The sequence below is a fragment of the Sphingomonas sp. NPDC079357 genome, assembly GCF_044901155.1.
GTDB lineage: Bacteria > Pseudomonadota > Alphaproteobacteria > Sphingomonadales > Sphingomonadaceae > Sphingomonas.
On the sequence record NZ_JBJDOM010000001.1, the window covers coordinates 340,720 to 358,430 of the forward strand.

The 17,711-nt window shown below is 66.9% G+C and carries 19 protein-coding genes; 6 read left to right on the plus strand and 13 right to left on the minus strand.

Annotated elements, in window-relative coordinates:
* Nucleotides 1-37: 37 nt before the first annotated feature.
* From ACI2JO_RS01510 to fabG, 10 genes are all read right to left on the minus strand, one after another.
* On the minus strand, nucleotides 38-703 hold the full coding sequence (locus tag ACI2JO_RS01510) for a GntR family transcriptional regulator (RefSeq protein WP_404718992.1): 666 nt from the start codon (nucleotides 701-703) through the stop codon (nucleotides 38-40).
* Between the two features lie 205 nt (nucleotides 704-908).
* On the minus strand, nucleotides 909-2,141 hold the full coding sequence (locus ACI2JO_RS01515; RefSeq protein WP_404718993.1) for an NAD(P)/FAD-dependent oxidoreductase: 1,233 nt from the start codon (nucleotides 2,139-2,141) through the stop codon (nucleotides 909-911).
* Nucleotides 2,138-3,598: an amino acid permease gene (locus ACI2JO_RS01520; protein ID WP_404718994.1), complete on the minus strand. Its 1,461-nt coding sequence runs from the start codon at nucleotides 3,596-3,598 to the stop codon at nucleotides 2,138-2,140. The genes ACI2JO_RS01515 and ACI2JO_RS01520 overlap by 4 nt, the downstream gene beginning before the upstream one ends.
* Nucleotides 3,599-3,700: 102 nt before the next feature.
* Nucleotides 3,701-4,696: a 4-hydroxyproline epimerase gene (locus ACI2JO_RS01525; RefSeq protein ID WP_404718995.1), complete on the minus strand. Its 996-nt coding sequence runs from the start codon at nucleotides 4,694-4,696 to the stop codon at nucleotides 3,701-3,703.
* Entirely contained in the window at nucleotides 4,696-5,601 is a 906-nt protein-coding gene (locus ACI2JO_RS01530) for a dihydrodipicolinate synthase family protein (RefSeq protein WP_404720304.1), read from the minus strand. The genes ACI2JO_RS01525 and ACI2JO_RS01530 overlap by 1 nt, the downstream gene beginning before the upstream one ends.
* A gap of 72 nt (nucleotides 5,602-5,673) precedes the next feature.
* Nucleotides 5,674-6,999, minus strand: a complete 1,326-nt coding sequence (locus ACI2JO_RS01535; protein WP_404718996.1) for a chloride channel protein — start codon at nucleotides 6,997-6,999, stop codon at nucleotides 5,674-5,676.
* Between the two features lie 207 nt (nucleotides 7,000-7,206).
* Complete coding sequence (mltG, locus tag ACI2JO_RS01540) at nucleotides 7,207-8,175, minus strand: endolytic transglycosylase MltG (protein WP_404718997.1); 969 nt, start codon at nucleotides 8,173-8,175, stop codon at nucleotides 7,207-7,209.
* Nucleotides 8,176-8,185: 10 nt separating this feature from the next.
* Nucleotides 8,186-9,442, minus strand: a complete 1,257-nt coding sequence (gene fabF, locus ACI2JO_RS01545) for a beta-ketoacyl-ACP synthase II (RefSeq protein ID WP_404718998.1) — start codon at nucleotides 9,440-9,442, stop codon at nucleotides 8,186-8,188.
* Nucleotides 9,443-9,607: 165 nt separating this feature from the next.
* Nucleotides 9,608-9,844 carry an acyl carrier protein gene (locus tag ACI2JO_RS01550; RefSeq protein ID WP_028056834.1) on the minus strand — a complete coding sequence of 79 codons (237 nt, stop codon included), beginning with the start codon at nucleotides 9,842-9,844 and terminating at the stop codon, nucleotides 9,608-9,610.
* A gap of 109 nt (nucleotides 9,845-9,953) precedes the next feature.
* Entirely contained in the window at nucleotides 9,954-10,697 is a 744-nt protein-coding gene (fabG, locus tag ACI2JO_RS01555; RefSeq protein WP_404718999.1) for a 3-oxoacyl-[acyl-carrier-protein] reductase, read from the minus strand.
* Nucleotides 10,698-10,857: 160 nt separating this feature from the next.
* Here fabG and ACI2JO_RS01560 point away from each other — a divergent pair, with 160 nt between their 5' ends.
* Nucleotides 10,858-11,925 carry an acyltransferase family protein gene (locus ACI2JO_RS01560; protein ID WP_404719000.1) on the plus strand — a complete coding sequence of 356 codons (1,068 nt, stop codon included), beginning with the start codon at nucleotides 10,858-10,860 and terminating at the stop codon, nucleotides 11,923-11,925.
* 97 nt (nucleotides 11,926-12,022) lie between these two features.
* Here ACI2JO_RS01560 and fabD read toward each other — a convergent pair whose 3' ends face one another.
* Nucleotides 12,023-12,982, minus strand: a complete 960-nt coding sequence (fabD, locus tag ACI2JO_RS01565) for an ACP S-malonyltransferase (RefSeq protein WP_404719001.1) — start codon at nucleotides 12,980-12,982, stop codon at nucleotides 12,023-12,025.
* 311 nt (nucleotides 12,983-13,293) lie between these two features.
* Between fabD and rpsF the strand changes: the two genes are divergently transcribed.
* From rpsF to ACI2JO_RS01585, 4 genes are all read left to right on the plus strand, one after another.
* Complete coding sequence (gene rpsF, locus ACI2JO_RS01570; protein ID WP_404719002.1) at nucleotides 13,294-13,719, plus strand: 30S ribosomal protein S6; 426 nt, start codon at nucleotides 13,294-13,296, stop codon at nucleotides 13,717-13,719.
* On the plus strand, nucleotides 13,719-13,943 hold the full coding sequence (gene rpsR / locus ACI2JO_RS01575) for a 30S ribosomal protein S18 (RefSeq protein WP_007403456.1): 225 nt from the start codon (nucleotides 13,719-13,721) through the stop codon (nucleotides 13,941-13,943). The genes rpsF and rpsR overlap by 1 nt, the downstream gene beginning before the upstream one ends.
* Before the next feature lie 12 nt (nucleotides 13,944-13,955).
* Nucleotides 13,956-14,549 carry a 50S ribosomal protein L9 gene (gene rplI, locus ACI2JO_RS01580; protein WP_404719003.1) on the plus strand — a complete coding sequence of 198 codons (594 nt, stop codon included), beginning with the start codon at nucleotides 13,956-13,958 and terminating at the stop codon, nucleotides 14,547-14,549.
* Between the two features lie 189 nt (nucleotides 14,550-14,738).
* Nucleotides 14,739-15,131 (plus strand): hypothetical protein, encoded by a 393-nt coding sequence (locus ACI2JO_RS01585; protein ID WP_404719004.1) that lies wholly within the window; start codon nucleotides 14,739-14,741, stop codon nucleotides 15,129-15,131.
* 9 nt (nucleotides 15,132-15,140) lie between these two features.
* On the opposite strand, the gene ACI2JO_RS01590 is transcribed toward ACI2JO_RS01585, so the two are convergent.
* Together ACI2JO_RS01590 and ACI2JO_RS01595 are read right to left on the minus strand one after the other, a co-directional pair.
* Nucleotides 15,141-16,214, minus strand: coding sequence for an NAD(P)/FAD-dependent oxidoreductase (locus ACI2JO_RS01590; protein WP_404719005.1), 1,074 nt, complete (start codon nucleotides 16,212-16,214; stop codon nucleotides 15,141-15,143).
* Nucleotides 16,211-17,149: an alpha/beta fold hydrolase gene (locus ACI2JO_RS01595; protein ID WP_404719006.1), complete on the minus strand. Its 939-nt coding sequence runs from the start codon at nucleotides 17,147-17,149 to the stop codon at nucleotides 16,211-16,213. The genes ACI2JO_RS01590 and ACI2JO_RS01595 overlap by 4 nt, the downstream gene beginning before the upstream one ends.
* 90 nt (nucleotides 17,150-17,239) lie before the next feature.
* Between ACI2JO_RS01595 and ACI2JO_RS01600 the strand changes: the two genes are divergently transcribed.
* The gene (locus ACI2JO_RS01600; RefSeq protein WP_404719007.1) at nucleotides 17,240-17,677 is read left to right on the plus strand and encodes a prepilin peptidase; all 438 of its coding nucleotides are present in this window, start codon (nucleotides 17,240-17,242) and stop codon (nucleotides 17,675-17,677) included.
* Nucleotides 17,678-17,711: the final 34 nt, after the last annotated feature.

A 17,711-nucleotide genomic window follows, 5' to 3' on the forward strand; every position in this document is an offset into this window, starting at 1 on the left:
GCGATCGTTAGTGTCGCTTGCGGCGTTCAAACCGGCATCAGCCGTCCAGATTGCCCGCCCCGTGAAACTCCCGCCGGAGGTCGAGCACGGTCTGCTCGATATGCGCGAACATCCGCTCCCGCACCGCGTCCACATCGCGGGCCAGCCAGCTTTCCAACAGCTGCGAATGCTCGTCATTGGCGCGCTGGTCACGTCCCAGCGGCTCGAGATGCTTGCGGACGTAACGCTCGCCCAGCACGTGCAACCGTTCCAGCATGGTGGTGGTGATCGGCTGTTGCGACGGGCGCAACAGCGCCAGGTGGAAGGCGCGGTTGAACGCCCCCACGCCGTCACCATGGGCATTGGTCGCCTCGTCCAGCTGCGCCAGCGTCTGCATCGCCGCGCTGCGCTCCTGTTCGGTCGCGCGCGCGGAGGCGAGTGCCGCCACCTCGGGCTCCAGCTTCAGCCGCAGCGCATAGACTTCCTCGGCCTCCGCGATCGTCAGTTCGCGAACGAAGTAGCCACGATTCGCACGCGAGCGCACCAGCCCTTCCTGCTCCAGCCGCGTCAGCGCCTCGCGGAGCGGGATCTTGCTGACACCCAGTTCCGCCGCCAGCGCATCCTGCCTGATCGCCCGATCGACATCCACCTGCCCCGCGAGAATGCGATCGCGGACCAGATCAACGAGCTGCTCGGAAAGATTGCGGACGATAATACCGGTCATAAATTGCCCCAACCGGCAGAGATATACCGGTAAATCAATTAACCTGCGTCCAGCGCGCGACGCAATCCCCCAAGCACGGCTACTATTATTAATAGGATAATTATCAAGAATTTGGCATCGGTTTGTCCGGTCCGCAGGCGTTGTACAGGCCCGACAGCGTTGACCGGCCGCGCATCAGGCGCGTCAGCAGATCACCGGGCTCGACTTATCCGAACCGTTTCAGGTCGAACGGCGATAGATCATAGGCGGGGGTTTCATCGTGCAGCAGCGCCGCAAGCGCCTCACCGCTCGTCGCCGACAGTGTCAGCCCCAGATGCTGGTGCCCGAATGCATAGGCGACCACACCGCGCCGTCCGATCGCGGGCAGATAATCGGGCAAAGTCGGCCGCGCGCCCATCCATGGCACCAGCGGTTCACGCAGCGGCAGCCCCAGCGCGGCGACATGCGCGCGCAACCGCGCCCATTTGCGCGGGTCGGCTGGTGTGTCGATCGCCGCGAACTCGACGATGCTCGCCGCGCGCAGCCGCCCGGCGAAGCGCGTCACGATCATCGACCGATCCTCGAACACCACCGGTGGCTCGTCGGCGGGCCAGTCGCCCGGCTCACCCTCGATATGATAGCCTCGCTCGGCAATCAGTGGCGCGCGCAGCCCCAAAGGTGCGACCAGCGGCGCCGAGGCCGCCCCGGCGGCGACCACCACGACGTCGGCGTTCCATTCGCCGCCATCTTCCAGCGTCACGGTGACGCCATCTACGCTGGCCGTGATCGAATGCGCCCGACCGAAGGCGCGCGCACCGCCTTGTGCAGCGAAGCGTGCCGCCAGCGCTGCTCCCAGGGCCGCCGTGTCGGTGATCTGCCCGCTGCCCTCGAACCGCACCGCCGCTGCGATTGGCGCGGTGGTCAGCGTCCGCAGCCGCGCCAGCTCGCCGGCAGTCGCATCGCGCACCGTCGCCGTGCCGATATCCGCCGCCAGCCACGCCGCGCGCCCCCGCTCCGCCGTCGCGGGCGTCTCCCATACGATGAAATGGCCGTCGACACGCAGCAACTCGGGCGTCCCCGCCTCGGCCAGCACGCGCTGCCACGCGGGAATCGCGGTGGCGAGCATCGCCGAAAGCGCGGTCTTCCCGCGCGCGAAGCGGGCCGGGGTGCTGGCACGCAACAACTGCACCGTGAACGGCAACCAGCGCCGGATCGCGCGCGCCGGCAGCGCCAGCGCGCCACCGCGCGAGAACAGCCGCGTCGGCACGCTCTTCACCGTCGCCAGCGACGCCAGCGGCGCGACCTGCTCGACCGCGATATGCCCCGCATTGCCCCATGACGCCCCCCGCCACGGCGCGTCGGGGGCGACGATCGTCACCTGCGTAGCGCGCCGTTGCAGCGCGAGCGCGACGTTGAGCGCCACCACGCCGTCGCCGACGACGATCGCCGAGCGGATCATCCCTGCGCCCGCACCAGACTGCGCGCGCGCCCGTACGCCAGATAGAAGATCACGCCGAGCACGTTCCACAGCGCGAACCGCACCAGCGTATGCGTCGGCAGGCTGACCAGCAGATAGATGCAGCCGAGGATCGCCAGCGTCCCGACCAGCATCGGCGCCGGGCAGCGGAACACGCGCTTCAGCTCGGGCGCGCGCTTGCGCAGCACCATCATGCACGCCGCCACCGCGATGAACGCCAGGAGCGTTCCGGCATTGGCCAGCTCGGCAATCTCGTCGAGCCGGAAGAACCCCGCCACCGCCGCGACGAACACCCCCGTCACCATCGTCACCAGCGCCGGCGATCCGGTGCGCGCCGAGACGCGGCTCAGGGATCGCGGCAACAGCCCGTCGCGCGACATGACGAAGAAGATCCGGCTCTGCCCATACATCATGACGAGGATCACCGATGGCAGCGCGATCAGCGCCGCCAGCCCGATTGCCCACGCCGCGAACGGATGCTGGAGCGTGCGGAGCACATAGGCGAGCGGCTCGGCCGACTTGCCGAGATCGATATAGCTCACCGCGCCGATCGCCGCGACGGCGACGCCCATGTAGATGGCGGTGCACGCCGCCATCGATCCGATGATCCCGATCGTCAGGTCGCGACCAGGGTTGCGCGCTTCCTCCGCGGAGGTCGCGACTGCATCAAAACCGTAGAAGGCAAAGAAGACGATGGCTGCCGCCGCCATCACCCCGCGCGTCGCGCCGTTCTCGATGTGGCTGCCGAAGCCATAGGGCATGAACGGCTCGAAATTACCGCCGTTGAACGCGGGCAGTGCGACGAACACGAACACTGCCAGCGCGACCATCTTGATCGCGACCAGCACGATATTGAAGGTCGCGCTTTCCTTCGTGCCCGCGACCAGCATCCCGGCGATCCCGAGCGCAACCAGCACCGCCGGAAGGTTGACGACTCCGCCCCCGTGCGGCCCCGACAGCAACGCGGCCGGCATATTTATGCCCGCGCTCTGCAACCAGCCGACCAGATAGGCGGACCAGCCGACCGCCACCGTCGAGCAGGCCAGCGAATATTCGAGGATCAGGCTCCACCCGACGATCCAGGCAATGCTCTCGCCGATCACTGAATAAGTATAGGTATAGGCGCTCCCGGCGGTCGGGATCAGCGTCGCCATCTCGGCGTAAGCCAATGCCGCACAAGCACAAACCGCCCCGGCGATGGCGAACGACAGGATCACCGCCGGCCCGGCCCGGTCCGCGCCGACCCCGGTCAGCGTGTAGATGCCGGTGCCGACGATCGCGCCGATCCCCAGCGCGATCAGATGCGGCCAGCTCAACGTCTTGCGCAGCTTGCGATCCGGATCGGCTTCCCGCGCGTCGAGCGGCTTCAGCGGCCCCAACAATCCTCGTGCCAAATGCCTCTCCCCATTACTCGTTTGTTTCGCACCTCCGTCCGTCATCCCTGCGGAGGCGGAAATCCAGAACCCGTGACCATTCGGCATTTGCGAAGACCAGCGCGTCTGGATTCCCGCGTTCGCGGGAATGACCGAGGGTAGCGGCGATCACACCACCGTAAATCCCGCGAAGAACGGATCCTCACGATCGATCCAGATCGTGTTGAATCCCGTCGCGATCGCCGAGCCCTCGATCGACGGCACGATCGCCGCCTGCTCGCCGATCCTCGTCTCCGCTTCGACGCGTCCGATGAAGCGGCTACCGATATAGCTCTCATGCACGAACCGGTCGCCGACCTTCAGCCGCCCGGTCGCCGCCAGATGCGCAAGCCGCGCCGAGGTACCGGTTCCACACGGACTGCGATCGATCGCGCGCTCGCCATAGAACACCGCGTTGCGCCCGTCCGCACCCTCGCCCTTCGGCTTGTCGGCCCACAGCACATGACTGACCCCGCGGATCGTCGGCTCCAGCGGATGGACCGGCTCATACACCGCGCGCACCAGCTCGCGGATCGTCCGGCTCAGTTCGACGATCCGCGCCGCGCCCAGATCGTCGAGCCCGGTGTACGCCCCCTGCGGCTCGATGATCGCGTAGTAATTGCCGCCATAAGCGACGTCGATCGACAGCGCGCCGAATCCCGGCACGTCGATCTTCAGCCCCTGCGTCGCCAGATAGGCGGGCACGTTGCGGATCCTGACCGAGCGGACCCGATTACCCTCCGCGACATACTCGATGTCGATCACGCCCGCGGGCACCTCGACGCGCAGCCGGCCCGGTTCGCGCGGGGTGATCAGGCCGTTTTCCAGCCCGAAGGTGATCATCCCGATCGTCCCGTGCCCGCACATCGGCAGGCACCCCGACGTCTCGATGAACAGGATCGCCGCATCCGCATCGCCGCACGGCGGATACAGGAACCCGCCCGACATCATGTCGTGCCCGCGCGGCTCGAAACACAGGCCAGTGCGGATCCAGTCGAACCGCGCCAGAAAGTCCTGTCGCCGCTCCGCCATGCTGGCGCCCCGCAACAGCGGAGCGCCGCCGGCCACCAGACGGACGGGATTGCCCGCCGTGTGGCCGTCGATGCAGAAGAAGGTGTGGCGCATCAGGCGGCGAGTGCCGCCTTGAGCGTCGGCCGCGTCGCCGCGCACTTCTCGACCATGGCGATCACCTCGGCGCGGCGTGCGCCTTCCAGCGGCAGGCGCGGGAGGCGAACGCGCTCCGACCCGCGGCCCATGATCTCTTCGGCCAGCTTGATCGACTGAACCAGATCATGCTCGGCATCGAGGTGGAGCAGCGGCATGAACCAGCGATAGATGCGCCGCGCCTCTTCCCAGTCACCGCGATAGACCGCCGCGATCAGCGCCACCGACTCCTGCGGGAAGGCGCTGGTCAGCCCCGATACCCAGCCGCTCGCGCCCAGCAACATGCCTTCGAGCGCGACATCGTCCAGCCCCGCCATCACGATATAGCGGTCGCCGAAGCGATTGATGACGTCGGTGAAGCGGCGCGGATCGGGCGCGCTTTCCTTGACCGCGACGATATTCTTGACCGGCTCCAGCAGCTCCAGCGTGTTGAAGTCAACCGAAACGCGATACGCGGGCGGGTTGTTGTACAGCATGATCGGCAGGCCGGTCGCTTCCGCCACGGTGCGGAAATGCGTCGCCAGCTCGTTGGGCGTCGGGACATAGACCATCGCGGGGAGCAGCATCAGTGCGTCGATGCCGATCTCCTCGACTTCCTTCGCGAAGGTCGCCGCGCGGTGCGTCGTGAACTCGGACACGCCGCACACCAAGGGCACGCGCCCGCCGACCGCCTCGACGCCCGCACGCAGCACCGCGTGCTTTTCCGCGACATCCAGCGAGTTGTTCTCGCCGCAGGTGCCGAGCAGAATCAGCCCATCCACGCCGTCCTCGACCAGCGCTACCAGAGAGCGCTGCGTCGCATCGATATCCACCGAACCATCAGCCGCGAACTGCGTCGTCGCTGCCGGATAGACGCCCGTCCACATGCTCGAACCTGAAACCACATCATCCTCCTGATCAATCGCATTCGTATACGATATAAAGTCAGGTTCACCAAGCTATTTGTGCAGGGGCAGCGCAAAGGTGCGCGCAAGGCCGTGGTACAATTTCTCACGACAGATGAACTGGCTAGCGCCGTCGGCGACAAAGGCGGTGGCGAACATTGGCAGCATGAGACCACGGCTGCCGGTAGTCTCGGCCAGGATGATGACCGCCGTCAAGGGCGCTCGGACCACCCCGGCGAAATAGCCGACCATGCCGAGGATCACCACCGCCGAAGCCGGCGAGTCGGAGAAGATCGGACGCAGCAGATTGCCGATCCCCGCCCCGACCGCCAGAGAGGGTGCGAAGATCCCGCCGGGCAAGCCCGCGATAGCGGTGGCAAGCGTCGCCAGCAGCTTGACCGGCCCGAACCACAGCGGCGCATCCACCCCGCCGATCATCGCGCGCGCTGCGCTGTAGCCGGTGCCCCATGTCAGCCCGGTTACGCATCCCAGCACCGCGACCACCACGCCGCACCCGACCGCGAACCACACCGGGCGGCGCTTGCTCCATGCCGCCAGTGGATGCGCGCCGTTGGCAAGCGCCAGCATGACGCGCGCGAACGCACCGCCCGAAACGCCGCCGACCAGCCCGGCGACGCCAGCGACCAACAGCGCCGACCCGATCGGCATATGAGCGCCGACCAGCCCGAAATAGAGATAGTCGCCCTGCACCGACTGCGCGACCATGCCCGCGATCACGATCGCGCCCACCACCAGCAACGTCACTTTTTGCTCATAGGCGGAGGCGAGTTCCTCGATCGCGAACAGCAAACCGGCCAGCGGGGTGTTGAACGCCGCCGCAACCCCGGCCGCGCCACCCGCGATCAGCACCCCCGCGCGCAATGGGACGCGCAGGATACGGTGCGTCAGCCCCATCACCGCCGCCGCGATCTGCACCGTCGGCCCCTCGCGACCCACCGACGCGCCCGACAGCACCGCTGCCAGCGTCAGCGCCGCCTTGCCGATTACCGTCGGCAGCGACACCAACGACCGTGTCGCCGCTTCTGGATCTGCCTGCGCCGCCATCACCTGCGGGATGCCCGAGCCACGCGCCAGCGGCACGTAACGCCGCGTCAGCCACACCAATGCCCCGAACGACAGCGGCGTCGTCACCAGCGGCAACCACCGATAGCGCCGCGCCATCCCGGTGAAAATTTCGCCGCACGCATCCGCCGCCAGCGCGAACACCGTCGCCGCAAGCCCGATCGCCACCGCGCCGGTGAGGATCGCCAGCCGCGCGCGCAATCGCCGCGCGCGCGGCCGTTGCGAGCGGAGCAATGCCCGTATCCGCCCCGGCGTCCATCCGAATGGCCCGCCGCGCGATGAAGATTGCTCCGTCATACCGACGCCTTACACGCGGGTGTGTCGAAAAGGCCAGCGCCGCTGGGGCAGCAGCGGCGAGGCATCAGGGGGCAAGCGTCCCACTCGCCTCGTCGCCCGCGCTACACCCAACATTAGGCCTTCGTCTTTGAAAGCGTAGCGTAAAATCCCGGGGGGTCCTGGCCCGGCCCCGGATTGCTTCGCTGCGCCGGAAATGACGATATCTGCCTACATCTCCCCGCGCGCGTGGCGGATCGCGTACCACTTCTTCACATTGGCATTATGCTCGGCCAGCGTGTCGGCGAATACGTGCCCGCCGCTGCCGTCGGCGACGAAGTACAGCGCCTTCGTCTGCGCCGGATTCAACACCGCGTCGATCGACAGTCGTCCCGGATTGGCGATCGGCCCAACCGGCAGGCCCGCCTCGGCATAGGTATTATACCCGTTCTTGGCGCGCAGTTCCGATTGCCGGATACGCCGGCCCAGCGGCCGGCCCTTGGTGATCAGGTAGATAACAGTCGGATCGGCCTGCAACGGCATCCCGAGCCGCAGCCGGTTGCCGTAAACCGCCGCCACCGTCCGCCGCTCCTCGGGCTTCGCGGTTTCCTTCTCGACGATCGAGGCGAGAATGATCGCCTGCGCAGGCGTCGTCACCACCGCTGCCGGCTTGCGCGTCTTCCACGCCGCCGCGAGATATTTCCGCATTGCCGCCTGCATCCGCGCGAGCACCGCCGCACGCGGCTCGCCACGCTCGAACGTGTAACCGTCGGGCAGCACCGAGCCTTCGGCGGGCACCTCGACATCGCCGGTCAGCGTCTCGGCCTTCATCAAGGCATCGCGTACCATCACCGACGGCAAGCCTTCCGGCACGACCACCAGCCGCTGCACCGCCTTGCCGCCCTGCAGGATCGCAAGCACCTGCGCCGCGCTGGCATGGTCGGGGAACGCATATTCGCCCGCCTTGATCGGCGCGCCCGATCCGAAGATGCGCGCCTGCACGCGGAAGCGGCGGGCCGAGGCGATCACCCCGGCCTTCTCCAGCGTCCGCGCCGCGGCGGCGAGGCTCGACCCTTCCGCGACCTCGACATTGGCGGCGCGCGGCAATGGCCCCGCGCCCTTCCAGCCATACCCGACCCAAAAGCCGGTCGCGATCAGCAACAGGCCGGCGACAAGAGCGAAGCAGCCGAGCCTGCGCATGGTCGTGGCCTCAGACCGCCTTCATCACCAGCGAGGCATTGGTGCCGCCGAAACCGAACGAATTGTTCAGCACCGCGCGCACCGGCCGCTTCCTGGCATGATGCGGGACGAGATCGACCCCCTCGGTACCCTCATCGGGATTGTCGAGGTTCAGCGTCGGCGGCACGATCTGGTCGCGCAGCGCGAGGATGCAGAAGATACTCTCCACCGCGCCCGCGCCGCCCAGCAGATGCCCGATCGCCGACTTGGTGCTCGACATCGACGCGCCCGACAGATCGTCGCCGAACACACGCTTTGCCGCCGCCAGCTCGATCGTATCGGCCATCGTCGAGGTGCCATGCGCGTTGATGTAGTCGATGTCGGCCGGGGTCATTCCCGCCTTGCGCAGCGCCATCCGCATCGCCAGCTCCGCGCCCTTGCCCTCCGGGTGCGGCGCGGTGACGTGATAGGCATCGCCCGACAGACCGTAACCGACCACCTCGGCATAGATCTTCGCGCCGCGCGCCTTGGCGTGCTCATATTCCTCGAGCACGAGCACGCCCGCGCCCTCGCCCATCACGAAGCCGTCGCGGTCCTTGTCATAGGGCCGGCTGGCCTGTTCGGGCCGGTCGTTCATGCTGCAATTGAGCGCGCGCGCCTGCGCAAAGCCGGCGACACCGAGCGGGTTGACCGTGCTCTCCGCACCGCCCGCCAGCATGATGTCGGCATCGTCATCGCGGATCATCCGCGCCGCGTCCCCGATCGAATGCGCGCCGGTCGAACAGGCGGTGACGACCGCGTGGTTCGGTCCCATCAACCCGTATTTGATCGAAACCTGCCCAGAAATCAGGTTGATCAGACGGCCATGCACAAAGTGCGGGCTGACGCGGCCCGGGCCGCGCTCGTGGAGGTTGACCGACTCGATTTCGATCCCCGGCAGCCCGCCGATCCCCGAGCCGATCGACACGCCCGCGCGCATCCGCATCTCCTCGTCCATCTCGGTCAGCCCGGCGTCTTCCAGCGCCTGCCCGGCGGCGTCGATGCCATAGACGATGAACGGATCGACCTGCCGCTGGACCTTGTGGTCGACGCGCTTGTCCGGATCGAAGCCGTATTCATGGTCCTTCGGCTTCACCTCACACGCGATCAGGCATTTCTGCCCGGTGGTGTCGAAGCGCGTGATCGGACCCGCGCCCGATTTACCGGCGATCAGATTCGCCCAGGCGGTTTCCACATCCGCTCCCAGCGGGGTGACGAGGCCAAGTCCGGTGACGACGACGCGACGCATAGGCTTCCCTTCTTCCCGCCCCTTGCGCCTCTCCCACGCATCCGGCGGTCTTCATAAACGAAACGGCTCCCCATCCTCTAGCGAAGGACGGGAAGCCGCTCAAATCTGTTCGACGGCCGGGCGTCGGCAGGGACGAGAAGCCCCGCCACCCGGCGCATCAGGGCCTTAGCCCTTGTGCTCGTCGATATAGGTGATCGCGTCCTTGACGGTCGAGATCTTCTCGGCGGCGTCGTCCGGGATTTCCACCCCGAACTCTTCCTCGAACGCCATGACCAGCTCGACGATGTCGAGGCTGTCCGCGCCCAGATCGTCGATGAAGCTCGCGTCCTCGGTCACCTTGTCGGCTTCGACGCCGAGATGCTCGACGACGATCTTCTTCACGCGGTCGGCGGTCTCGCTCATAACTTTCCCTCTTTCGATTTGGGGGGGTGATTTAAATTTCCTGAACGCAGGTAGAGCCCGTTAACCCGCCTGACAAGTCCGCGTGTGCGGCGCTTGCCGGGCGGATGGCTCAAACCATCGCCATCCCGCCATTGACGTGGATGGTCTGCCCGGTGACGTAACCAGCTTCCTTCGAGGCCAGATAGACGACCGCGGCGGCGATGTCCTCGCCGGTGCCCAGATCGCCCGCCGGGATGCGCGCCGTCAATTGCGTTTTCTGCGCCTCGGGCAAGCCGTCGGTCATCGCCGAACGGATGAAGCCGGGCGCGACACAATTGACGGTGATGTTGCGGCTGGCCAGTTCCTGCGCCAGCGCCTTGGACATGCCCACCAGCCCGGCCTTTGACGCGGCATAATTCGCCTGCCCCGGATTGCCGGTCTGCCCGACGACCGAGGTGATCGAGATCACGCGACCGAAACGCTGCTTCATCATCGGCTTGGCCGCGGCGCGGATCAGCCGGAACGCCGCCTCAAGGTTGACGCGGATCACCTGATCCCATTCGTCGTCCTTCATCCGCATCGCCAGATTGTCGCGCGTGACGCCGGCATTGTTGACCAGCACGTCGATGCGCCCGCCAAGTGCCGTCACCGCCTGCGGCACCAGCGCGTCGACCGCGGCGGCATCCGACAGGTCGCACGGCACCGCGACATGTCCGTCGCCACCCAGCTCGGCCAGAAACGCCTCCAGCTTGGCGACGTTCGATCCCGATACGGCCAGTCGCGCACCCTGTGCCGCAAGCCCCCTGGCGATCGCCGAGCCGATCCCCCCCGATGCGCCGGTGACCAACGCGGTCATGCCTGACAGGTCGAACATCTCTGATCCTTCACAATGACGCGCCCGCTTTATCGCCTCGCCGCCGCCCGGCAAGTCCCGCAACGGACAAGCCCGCGCAACGACGCGCTGGAAGTCCCACGCTTATCGCCCTAGTTCAGCCGGATCGTCCGGGGGGGACGCTGACAGGGGATAAAGGCGGGTGACGTTCAATCCGGCCGGTGACGCGCTCGCCGACAGCATGCCGCATGCCGATGACCAGCCGCACCGCCGACATCGCGGCATCGATGGCTGGCGCGCGATCGCGGCGGGGTTCGTGGTGTTCTCGCATGCGATCAACTTCCGCTTCACCGTGCCGCCCGGGGCGGCGATGCATCTGGTACAGCGCGTCTCCGGGCCGCTTGCGCAGATCGGCGTCCAGCTGTTCTTCGTCATCAGCGGCTTCATTATCACCTCGCTGATGCTGCGCGAGCAGGGTAAGCGCGGTCGCATCAGCATTGCCGCCTTCTACGCGCGACGCTTCTGCCGCATCCTGCCCCCGCTGCTCGCCTATTTCGGGGCGGTCGGCCTGCTGTCCGCTGCCGGTGCGCTCACGCTGCCCGCCGCCAGCTTCGCGAGCGCCGCGACCTTTACCTGCAACATCGGCTTCGTCGATTGCGACTGGTGGGTGGCGCACACATGGTCGCTGGCCGTCGAGGAGCAATTCTACCTCGCCTGGCCATTGCTGATCGCGCTCGCCGCGCCGCGCTGGCGCGTGCCGTTGCTGATCGCCGCGCTGATCGGCTGCACGATCGGTATCTCGATGAACCCGCATGTCTTCCACAGCAACTACACGTCGTTCGGCTGCATTGCGGCGGGCGCGCTCTACGCGCTCAGCCCGGCGGTGCGACAGGCGTGCCAGCGCGCCACCGCGACGCCGCTGTGGCTGGCCGCGATCGCGCTGCTGGTGCTCGGACCGCTAACCCGGCTGGAGGTGGTCGCGATCGTCGCGCTGCCGTTCCTCGTCACCTATATCATCTTCGCTGGGAACGCGCTGCGCTGGGTGCGGGCAATCCTTGAGTGGCGCGTCCTTCAGATCATCGGCGCAGGATCGTACAGCCTGTATCTCTGGCAGCAGCTCTTCCTCGCGCCGCCCGCGCATTACCCGACCGGACCGTTCCCGATCGCGCTACTGCCGCTCGTCGTGCTGCTTTCGGTGTTTCTGGTCGAACGCCCCTTCATCCGCCTCGGCCGCCACCTCTCGCGCCGGTTCGAGGGCACACCCGGCTAGACGCTGAAATCACCCACACCGTTCGTGCGGAGCTTGTCAAAGCACGTGCCCAATAGCCCACGCGTCGAAATGCCCAGCGCGAACCGCGCAAGGCGACTCACAACCGCTTCAGCAACGCCTCGACATCATCCATCGACACCACGCTCACCGTTTCCACATCCGGCGCGATGCGCTTGACCATCGGCGACAGCACCTTGCCGCCGAACTCGACGAACTCCGTCACGCCCGCCTCGACCATCGCCAGCACCGACTCGCGCCACCGCACGCGCCCCGTCACCTGCTCGACCAGCAAGCGGCGGATCGCGCCCGGATCGGCGACCGCCACGGCGTCGACGTTGGCGAACACCGGCACCAGCGGCGCACGCAGATCGGCTTCCGCCAGCGCGCTTTCCATCACCCGCGCCGCATCCTCCATCAGCGCGCAGTGGAAGGGCGCGGACACCGGCAACAACAAAGCGCGCTTGGCCCCCATCTCCTTCGCCAGCGACACCGCACGCTCCACCGCCACGCGATGCCCGGAGATCACCACCTGCGACGGGTCGTTATCGTTGGCGACGGTGCACACCAACGTCTCGCCGGTTTCCGTCAGGATCAGGTCGACCGCCGCGCCCGCGATCGCCTGCGCCTTCTCGACGTCCGCGCCGAGCAGCGCCGCCATCGCGCCTTCGCCGACCGGCACCGCCGCCTGCATCGCACGACCGCGCGTCTTCAGCAGCCGCGCGGTCGTGCCGAGATCGAGCGCCTCCGCCCCGCACAACGCGCTATATTCCCCGAGCGAATGACCGGCGACATAATCGGCCTTCTCGGCCAGCCGCACATTGCCTTCACGCGTCAGTACGCGCAGCGTCGCGATCGCATTGGCCATGATCGCGGGCTGCGCATTCTCGGTAAGCGTCAACTCGTCCGCCGGACCTTCCGCCATCAACCGGCGCAAATTCTGCCCCAGCGCCTCGTCGACCTCGCCGAACACCTCGCGCGCTACGGCGGAGGCATCGGCCAGCGCCGCGCCCATGCCGACCGCCTGGCTGCCCTGACCGGGAAAGATGAACGCGCGCATGTTGGCCTCCGTGAAAATCGCCCGCGCTGCTAGGCTGCGCGCCCGTATCGGGTCAACTACTGGCGATTCGGCGCGCTTTCTGGCATGAGAATGTCATGAGGGTCGAATGTTGAATGCGACGCGCGAACGTCTCAACATTCGCAACATTCGCGCCGCAACATTCGGTTGCGCAGGACGCGATTTGGCGTCATAGCGCGACGGCGTCGGGCGGAAGGGAATCACCCTTGCCGCCCTTTGCCATTGGAACGACAGCCGGAGGGGCGTTGCACATGGGGTGCACGTCAGCGATCGGCCAACATGAAGGTACATGCATGGCTCTGTACGAGCATGTGTTCCTTGCGCGCCAGGATCTGGCACAGGCGCAGGTGGACACGCTGGCGGAAAACGCCACCAAGATTGTCGAGGAACGTGGCGGCAAGGTCGTTAAGACCGAGACCTGGGGCCTGCGTTCGCTCGCCTATCGCATCGCGAAGAACCGCAAGGCGCATTACGTGATGCTCGAGATCGACGCACCGGGTGACACCGTCGCCGAGCTGGAGCGTCAGACCAGCATCAACGAGGACGTGATCCGCTACATGACCGTCCGCGTCGACGGCCATGAAGAGGGCCCGACCGTGATGATGCGCAAGCAGGAGCGCGACCGTGAGCGCCGCAGCGACCGCGAAGGCGGCCGTGGCGAGCGTGGTGACCGCGGCGATCGTGGCCCCCGTCGTGACCGTGAAGAGGAGGCCGCATAATGGCGCGTCCGTTTTTCCGCCGCCGCAAGTCGTGCCCGTTCAGCGCCAAGGATGCGCCCCGGATCGACTATAAGGACGTCCGTCTGCTCCAGGGCTTCGTGTCCGAGCGTGGCAAGATCGTTCCGTCGCGCATCACCTCGGTGAGCGCCAAGAAGCAGCGCGAGCTGGCGCAGGCGATCAAGCGCGCCCGCCACCTGGGCCTGCTGCCCTACGTCGTGAAGTAAGGAGAAGAGCAGATGGATATCATCCTGCTTGAGCGCGTCGAGAAGCTCGGCGGCATCGGCGACGTGGTGAAGGTCAAGGACGGCTTTGCCCGTAACTACCTGCTCCCGAACAAGAAGGCGCTGCGCGCCAACGAAGCCAACCGCAAGGTGTTCGAGGCGAATCGCGCCCGCATCGAGAGCGAGAACGCCAACCGTCGCGGCGAGGCCGAGAAGGAAGCCGGCTCGTTCAAGGACGCGCAGATCACGCTGATCCGCCAGTCGTCGAACACCGGCCAGCTCTACGGTTCGGTCGCGGTTCGCGATCTGGTCGAGGCGCTGGTGGCCGATGGTCACAAGGTGACGAAGAGCCAGGTTGTGCTGGACCGTCCGATCAAGTCGATCGGCCTGTACGACGTCAAGGTGCAGCTGCACCCGGAGGTCGTCGTGAACGTCAAGGTCAACGTCGCGCGCTCGCCTGAAGAGGCCGAGATGCAGTCGGCGGGCGTCGATGTCATGCAGCAGGTCTTCGAGGAAGGTCGCGATCAGGGCGGCTTCACCGAGGATTACGATCCCAACGCCGAGCCCGGCGCAACCGCCGAGGCTCAGTCGGACGACGTGCAGGGCTGATCGGCTCACGCATCGTCTGCAAGAAAAAAGGCCCGTCCGGATTGCTCCGGGCGGGCCTTTTCTTGTTTGGCACCACCACGTTAGAGGGGATGGCAGTGCCTTCGGGGGGCTGCGAAACTAGCGGATCAGGGTACGTTCCAGACGGCACCGACCACGGCGACGAGTGGCAGCAGGGCGAGAGCGAGGGGCGTGAATGTCTTCAACATGGCGACCTTTGCGAGCCGTTATCGTCGATGGCTGCACAATGGCCGCCACCGGCAAAGGTTGCGCCACACTGAACAATTTGGATCCGGCGACCGGCATCGGCGGCGCGACGAGTTGAGGCCGGCGCAGCGGAACACAGCGGCCGGCGGCAGGTTGTTTCCTCACTCGCCGCTCCATCGCACGCGGCTTATCGTATGGCGTAGGAACAACATCGTGCAGGCGAAGGAGCGGCAACGTCAGGAGCAGTTGAGCAACATGGGGCGGGCGCTGCGGTCCAGCCTGCGTGTTCCCACCGACACCTACATCACCGGCGATATTCCGACGCTCCTCACCCTGCTCGCGCAGGTGCCGGCGGTACCGGACCGGAAACGCGACTAAATTGTCCGTTCAGCTCCGAAACCTTTGCGGAGCGTAGCGCCCGGGATCGATCCCGTCGGGTACCAAATCGCCCAACAGCAGCGCCGCACCGATTCGGGCCGCCGCTGGCGCCGTCTGGATGCCGAAGCCGCCCTGCCCCGCGAACCAGAAAAAGCCAGCCTCGGCCATGCCATAGACCGGCAACCGATCCGGCGCGAATGAGCGCAGTCCTGCCCAGCGTCGCTCGACACGCACCACGCGCCAGTCGACGGCACGCTCCAACCGGTCGATCGCGATCGCGACATCAAGCTCCTCCGCCGCGACGTCATGCGCCGCCACCGGATGCTCGTCATGCGGGCTCAGCCACAAGCGGCCGCCTGTCTCGGGTTTGAAATAGAAGCCACCGTTCACGTCGATAACGAACGGCAACGTCGCCGGCACAAGCGGATCGGTCTGCAGCTGTACCATCGTCCGGCGGAAAGGCGTGATGCCGACCGGGGATATGCCGCTGCGCACCGCAACCTCATCGGCCCATGCCCCCGCCGCATCGACGAGGATTTTTGCCGTAAAGATCCGGCCATCCTCGGTTTCGATCTGCCATGTGCCGTCGCGCCGCGTCGCCCTTGCCAGCCGCGCGTCGCTCACCAGCGTCGTTCCGCTCCGCACGGCCCCGGCCAGATAGTCGCCGTGCAGCCTTGCCACGTCGATATAGGCGCAGGTGGGTTCGCTAACCCCCAGGGTCCACGCCGGACGCAGGCCTGGGATCAGCGGCGTCGGATCGACCGCCGCCAGCGCGACCGGCGTTGCGGCGAACTCATCGAGCAACGCCGCGACGGCCGGCGCATCCTCGTCCCGTCCGATATGCACCGCGCCGAGCGGATCGAGATAACCGCCCGCCCGAAGCGACGCACCCGAGGCCGTCGTCAACGGCTGGATATCCGGTCCGCCGTAGGTTTCGGACCAAAAAGCAGCCGAGCGTCCCGTCGCATGATATCCCGGCCGCTCCTCACCCTCCAGCAACAGCACGCGCGCGCGCGCACCGATCGCGGCTGCCAGACTGGCGCCGGCGATGCCCGCCCCGACGATCGCGATGTCGTAGCTCATGCCGCGTGTCGATCGAGGAAGGCGTCTATTTCCGCCATGGCCCGTTGCCGCACCGGATCGGCCTCGCGCAAAAGCTCATGCGCAGCCTCCGGGCCGAAGCGAAGCAGCGTTGCATTCGGCAATCGTGCCGCAACCTGCGCCGCCGCCTGCGGATCAACCAGCCGATCGTCGTCGGCAACCAGCATCAACACCGGGGTCGTCAACGTCGTAAGGCCAATGTCGGCGCGCAGCCGCGCGGTGGCGGTGAACGCTTCCGCCAGCCATGCCCAGCTCGGCGGCCCCAGCCGCAACTCGGGCTGTGCCGAGAGCCACCATTCCTCGTCGGCATAACGCGCCGGGTCGGCGGTGAGCAGCCGCTGCCGGGGCAGCATGCCGGGCCGCTCATGACTCTTCCACGCTGGCCGGGCCGGGTCGCCGACGCGTACCATGGCCTGTGCGATCCGCGCGCCCAGCCACGATCCGACTGGTGAGCGAAGTCCCAGCATCGGCGCGACCAGCACCACGGCATCGGCCGAAATCGCTCCTTCCAGCAAGGCCCGCAGCACCAGATAGCCGCCCATCGAATGACCGACGATCACGTGCGGCCCGCCCTGCTCTGAAGTCCAGCGCCGCCAGACCCCGGCCAGATCGTCGACCAACGGTGCGAAGTCGTCACAATGACCGACCCGCGGGTCCGTGCAGAGCCGGCCCGAGCCGCCCTGACCGCGCCAGTCGAAGGCAGTGACCGCCCAGCCACGCTCATGCCAGTCGGCAAACGCCTCCAGATATTTCTCGATCATGTCGCCGCGCCCGCCCTGAAACATCAGCGCACCGCGCCCTCGTCCATCGCGCGAGAAGCGTCGCAAGCGCCAGCCGTCCGCCGCGGTATCGAAGCCCAGGCACGCATCGTTCGGCACGGCGCGGCGCAGCGCGGCATAATCGGTCGTCGTCGACATTGCGGGCCATGGTTACGGTTTCTCAAACCATTCCGTCTAGTTCCATACGGCATGTCTTGGGGATTTCTCGTCTGGCTGCTGCCCGCCGCGATGGGCGCATTGCTGCTGTCGGCGGGCATACAGGATGTGCGTTCGCGCGAGATCGCCAATTGGAAAAACGCCACGATCGCGGCGCTCGCGCCGCTCTGGTGGTTGACGATCGGGCTCGATCCCTGGCCTGGCATGGCACTGCAGTTCGGAGCCGCGCTGCTGGTCTTCGCCCTGTTCGTGGGGGCGTTCGCGCTCGGGCAGATGGGCGGTGGCGATGTCAAGCTGATCGGCGCGCTGTCGCTGTGGCTGGCTCCCCTGCACCTGCTCGACATGCTGCTCGTGATGTCGGTGATCGGCGGCGGCCTGACTTTGGCGATGCTGATCGAACAGCGCCTTCGCCGCAGCACGGCCGCGATCGAGGTGCCGTATGGCGTGGCGATCGCGCTGGCCGGATTGATCGCGCTTCACGAACCGCTCTTTAACCAATTTACCCAATAATAGCAGTCACACAGGCGCTGCCGGTGCGGCGCGG

Excerpts from the sequence above, each read along its gene's own strand:
- ACI2JO_RS01510 (WP_404718992.1), bottom strand. The coding sequence starts at position 703 with ATGACCGGTATTATCGTCCGCAATCTTTCCGAGCAGCTCGTTGATCTG.
- ACI2JO_RS01515 (WP_404718993.1), bottom strand. The coding sequence starts at position 2,141 with ATGATCCGCTCGGCGATCGTCGTCGGCGACGGCGTGGTGGCGCTCAAC.
- ACI2JO_RS01520 (WP_404718994.1), bottom strand. The coding sequence starts at position 3,598 with ATGACGGACGGAGGTGCGAAACAAACGAGTAATGGGGAGAGGCATTTG.
- ACI2JO_RS01525 (WP_404718995.1), bottom strand. The coding sequence starts at position 4,696 with ATGCGCCACACCTTCTTCTGCATCGACGGCCACACGGCGGGCAATCCC.
- ACI2JO_RS01530 (WP_404720304.1), bottom strand. The coding sequence starts at position 5,601 with ATGTGGACGGGCGTCTATCCGGCAGCGACGACGCAGTTCGCGGCTGAT.
- ACI2JO_RS01535 (WP_404718996.1), bottom strand. The coding sequence starts at position 6,999 with ATGACGGAGCAATCTTCATCGCGCGGCGGGCCATTCGGATGGACGCCG.
- mltG (WP_404718997.1), bottom strand. The coding sequence starts at position 8,175 with ATGCGCAGGCTCGGCTGCTTCGCTCTTGTCGCCGGCCTGTTGCTGATC.
- fabF (WP_404718998.1), bottom strand. The coding sequence starts at position 9,442 with ATGCGTCGCGTCGTCGTCACCGGACTTGGCCTCGTCACCCCGCTGGGA.
- ACI2JO_RS01550 (WP_028056834.1), bottom strand. The coding sequence starts at position 9,844 with ATGAGCGAGACCGCCGACCGCGTGAAGAAGATCGTCGTCGAGCATCTC.
- fabG (WP_404718999.1), bottom strand. The coding sequence starts at position 10,697 with ATGTTCGACCTGTCAGGCATGACCGCGTTGGTCACCGGCGCATCGGGG.
- fabD (WP_404719001.1), bottom strand. The coding sequence starts at position 12,982 with ATGCGCGCGTTCATCTTTCCCGGTCAGGGCAGCCAGGCGGTCGGCATG.
- rpsF (WP_404719002.1), top strand. The coding sequence starts at position 13,294 with ATGGCTCTGTACGAGCATGTGTTCCTTGCGCGCCAGGATCTGGCACAG.
- rpsR (WP_007403456.1), top strand. The coding sequence starts at position 13,719 with ATGGCGCGTCCGTTTTTCCGCCGCCGCAAGTCGTGCCCGTTCAGCGCC.
- rplI (WP_404719003.1), top strand. The coding sequence starts at position 13,956 with ATGGATATCATCCTGCTTGAGCGCGTCGAGAAGCTCGGCGGCATCGGC.
- ACI2JO_RS01590 (WP_404719005.1), bottom strand. The coding sequence starts at position 16,214 with ATGAGCTACGACATCGCGATCGTCGGGGCGGGCATCGCCGGCGCCAGT.
- ACI2JO_RS01595 (WP_404719006.1), bottom strand. The coding sequence starts at position 17,149 with ATGTCGACGACGACCGATTATGCCGCGCTGCGCCGCGCCGTGCCGAAC.
- ACI2JO_RS01600 (WP_404719007.1), top strand. The coding sequence starts at position 17,240 with ATGGGCGCATTGCTGCTGTCGGCGGGCATACAGGATGTGCGTTCGCGC.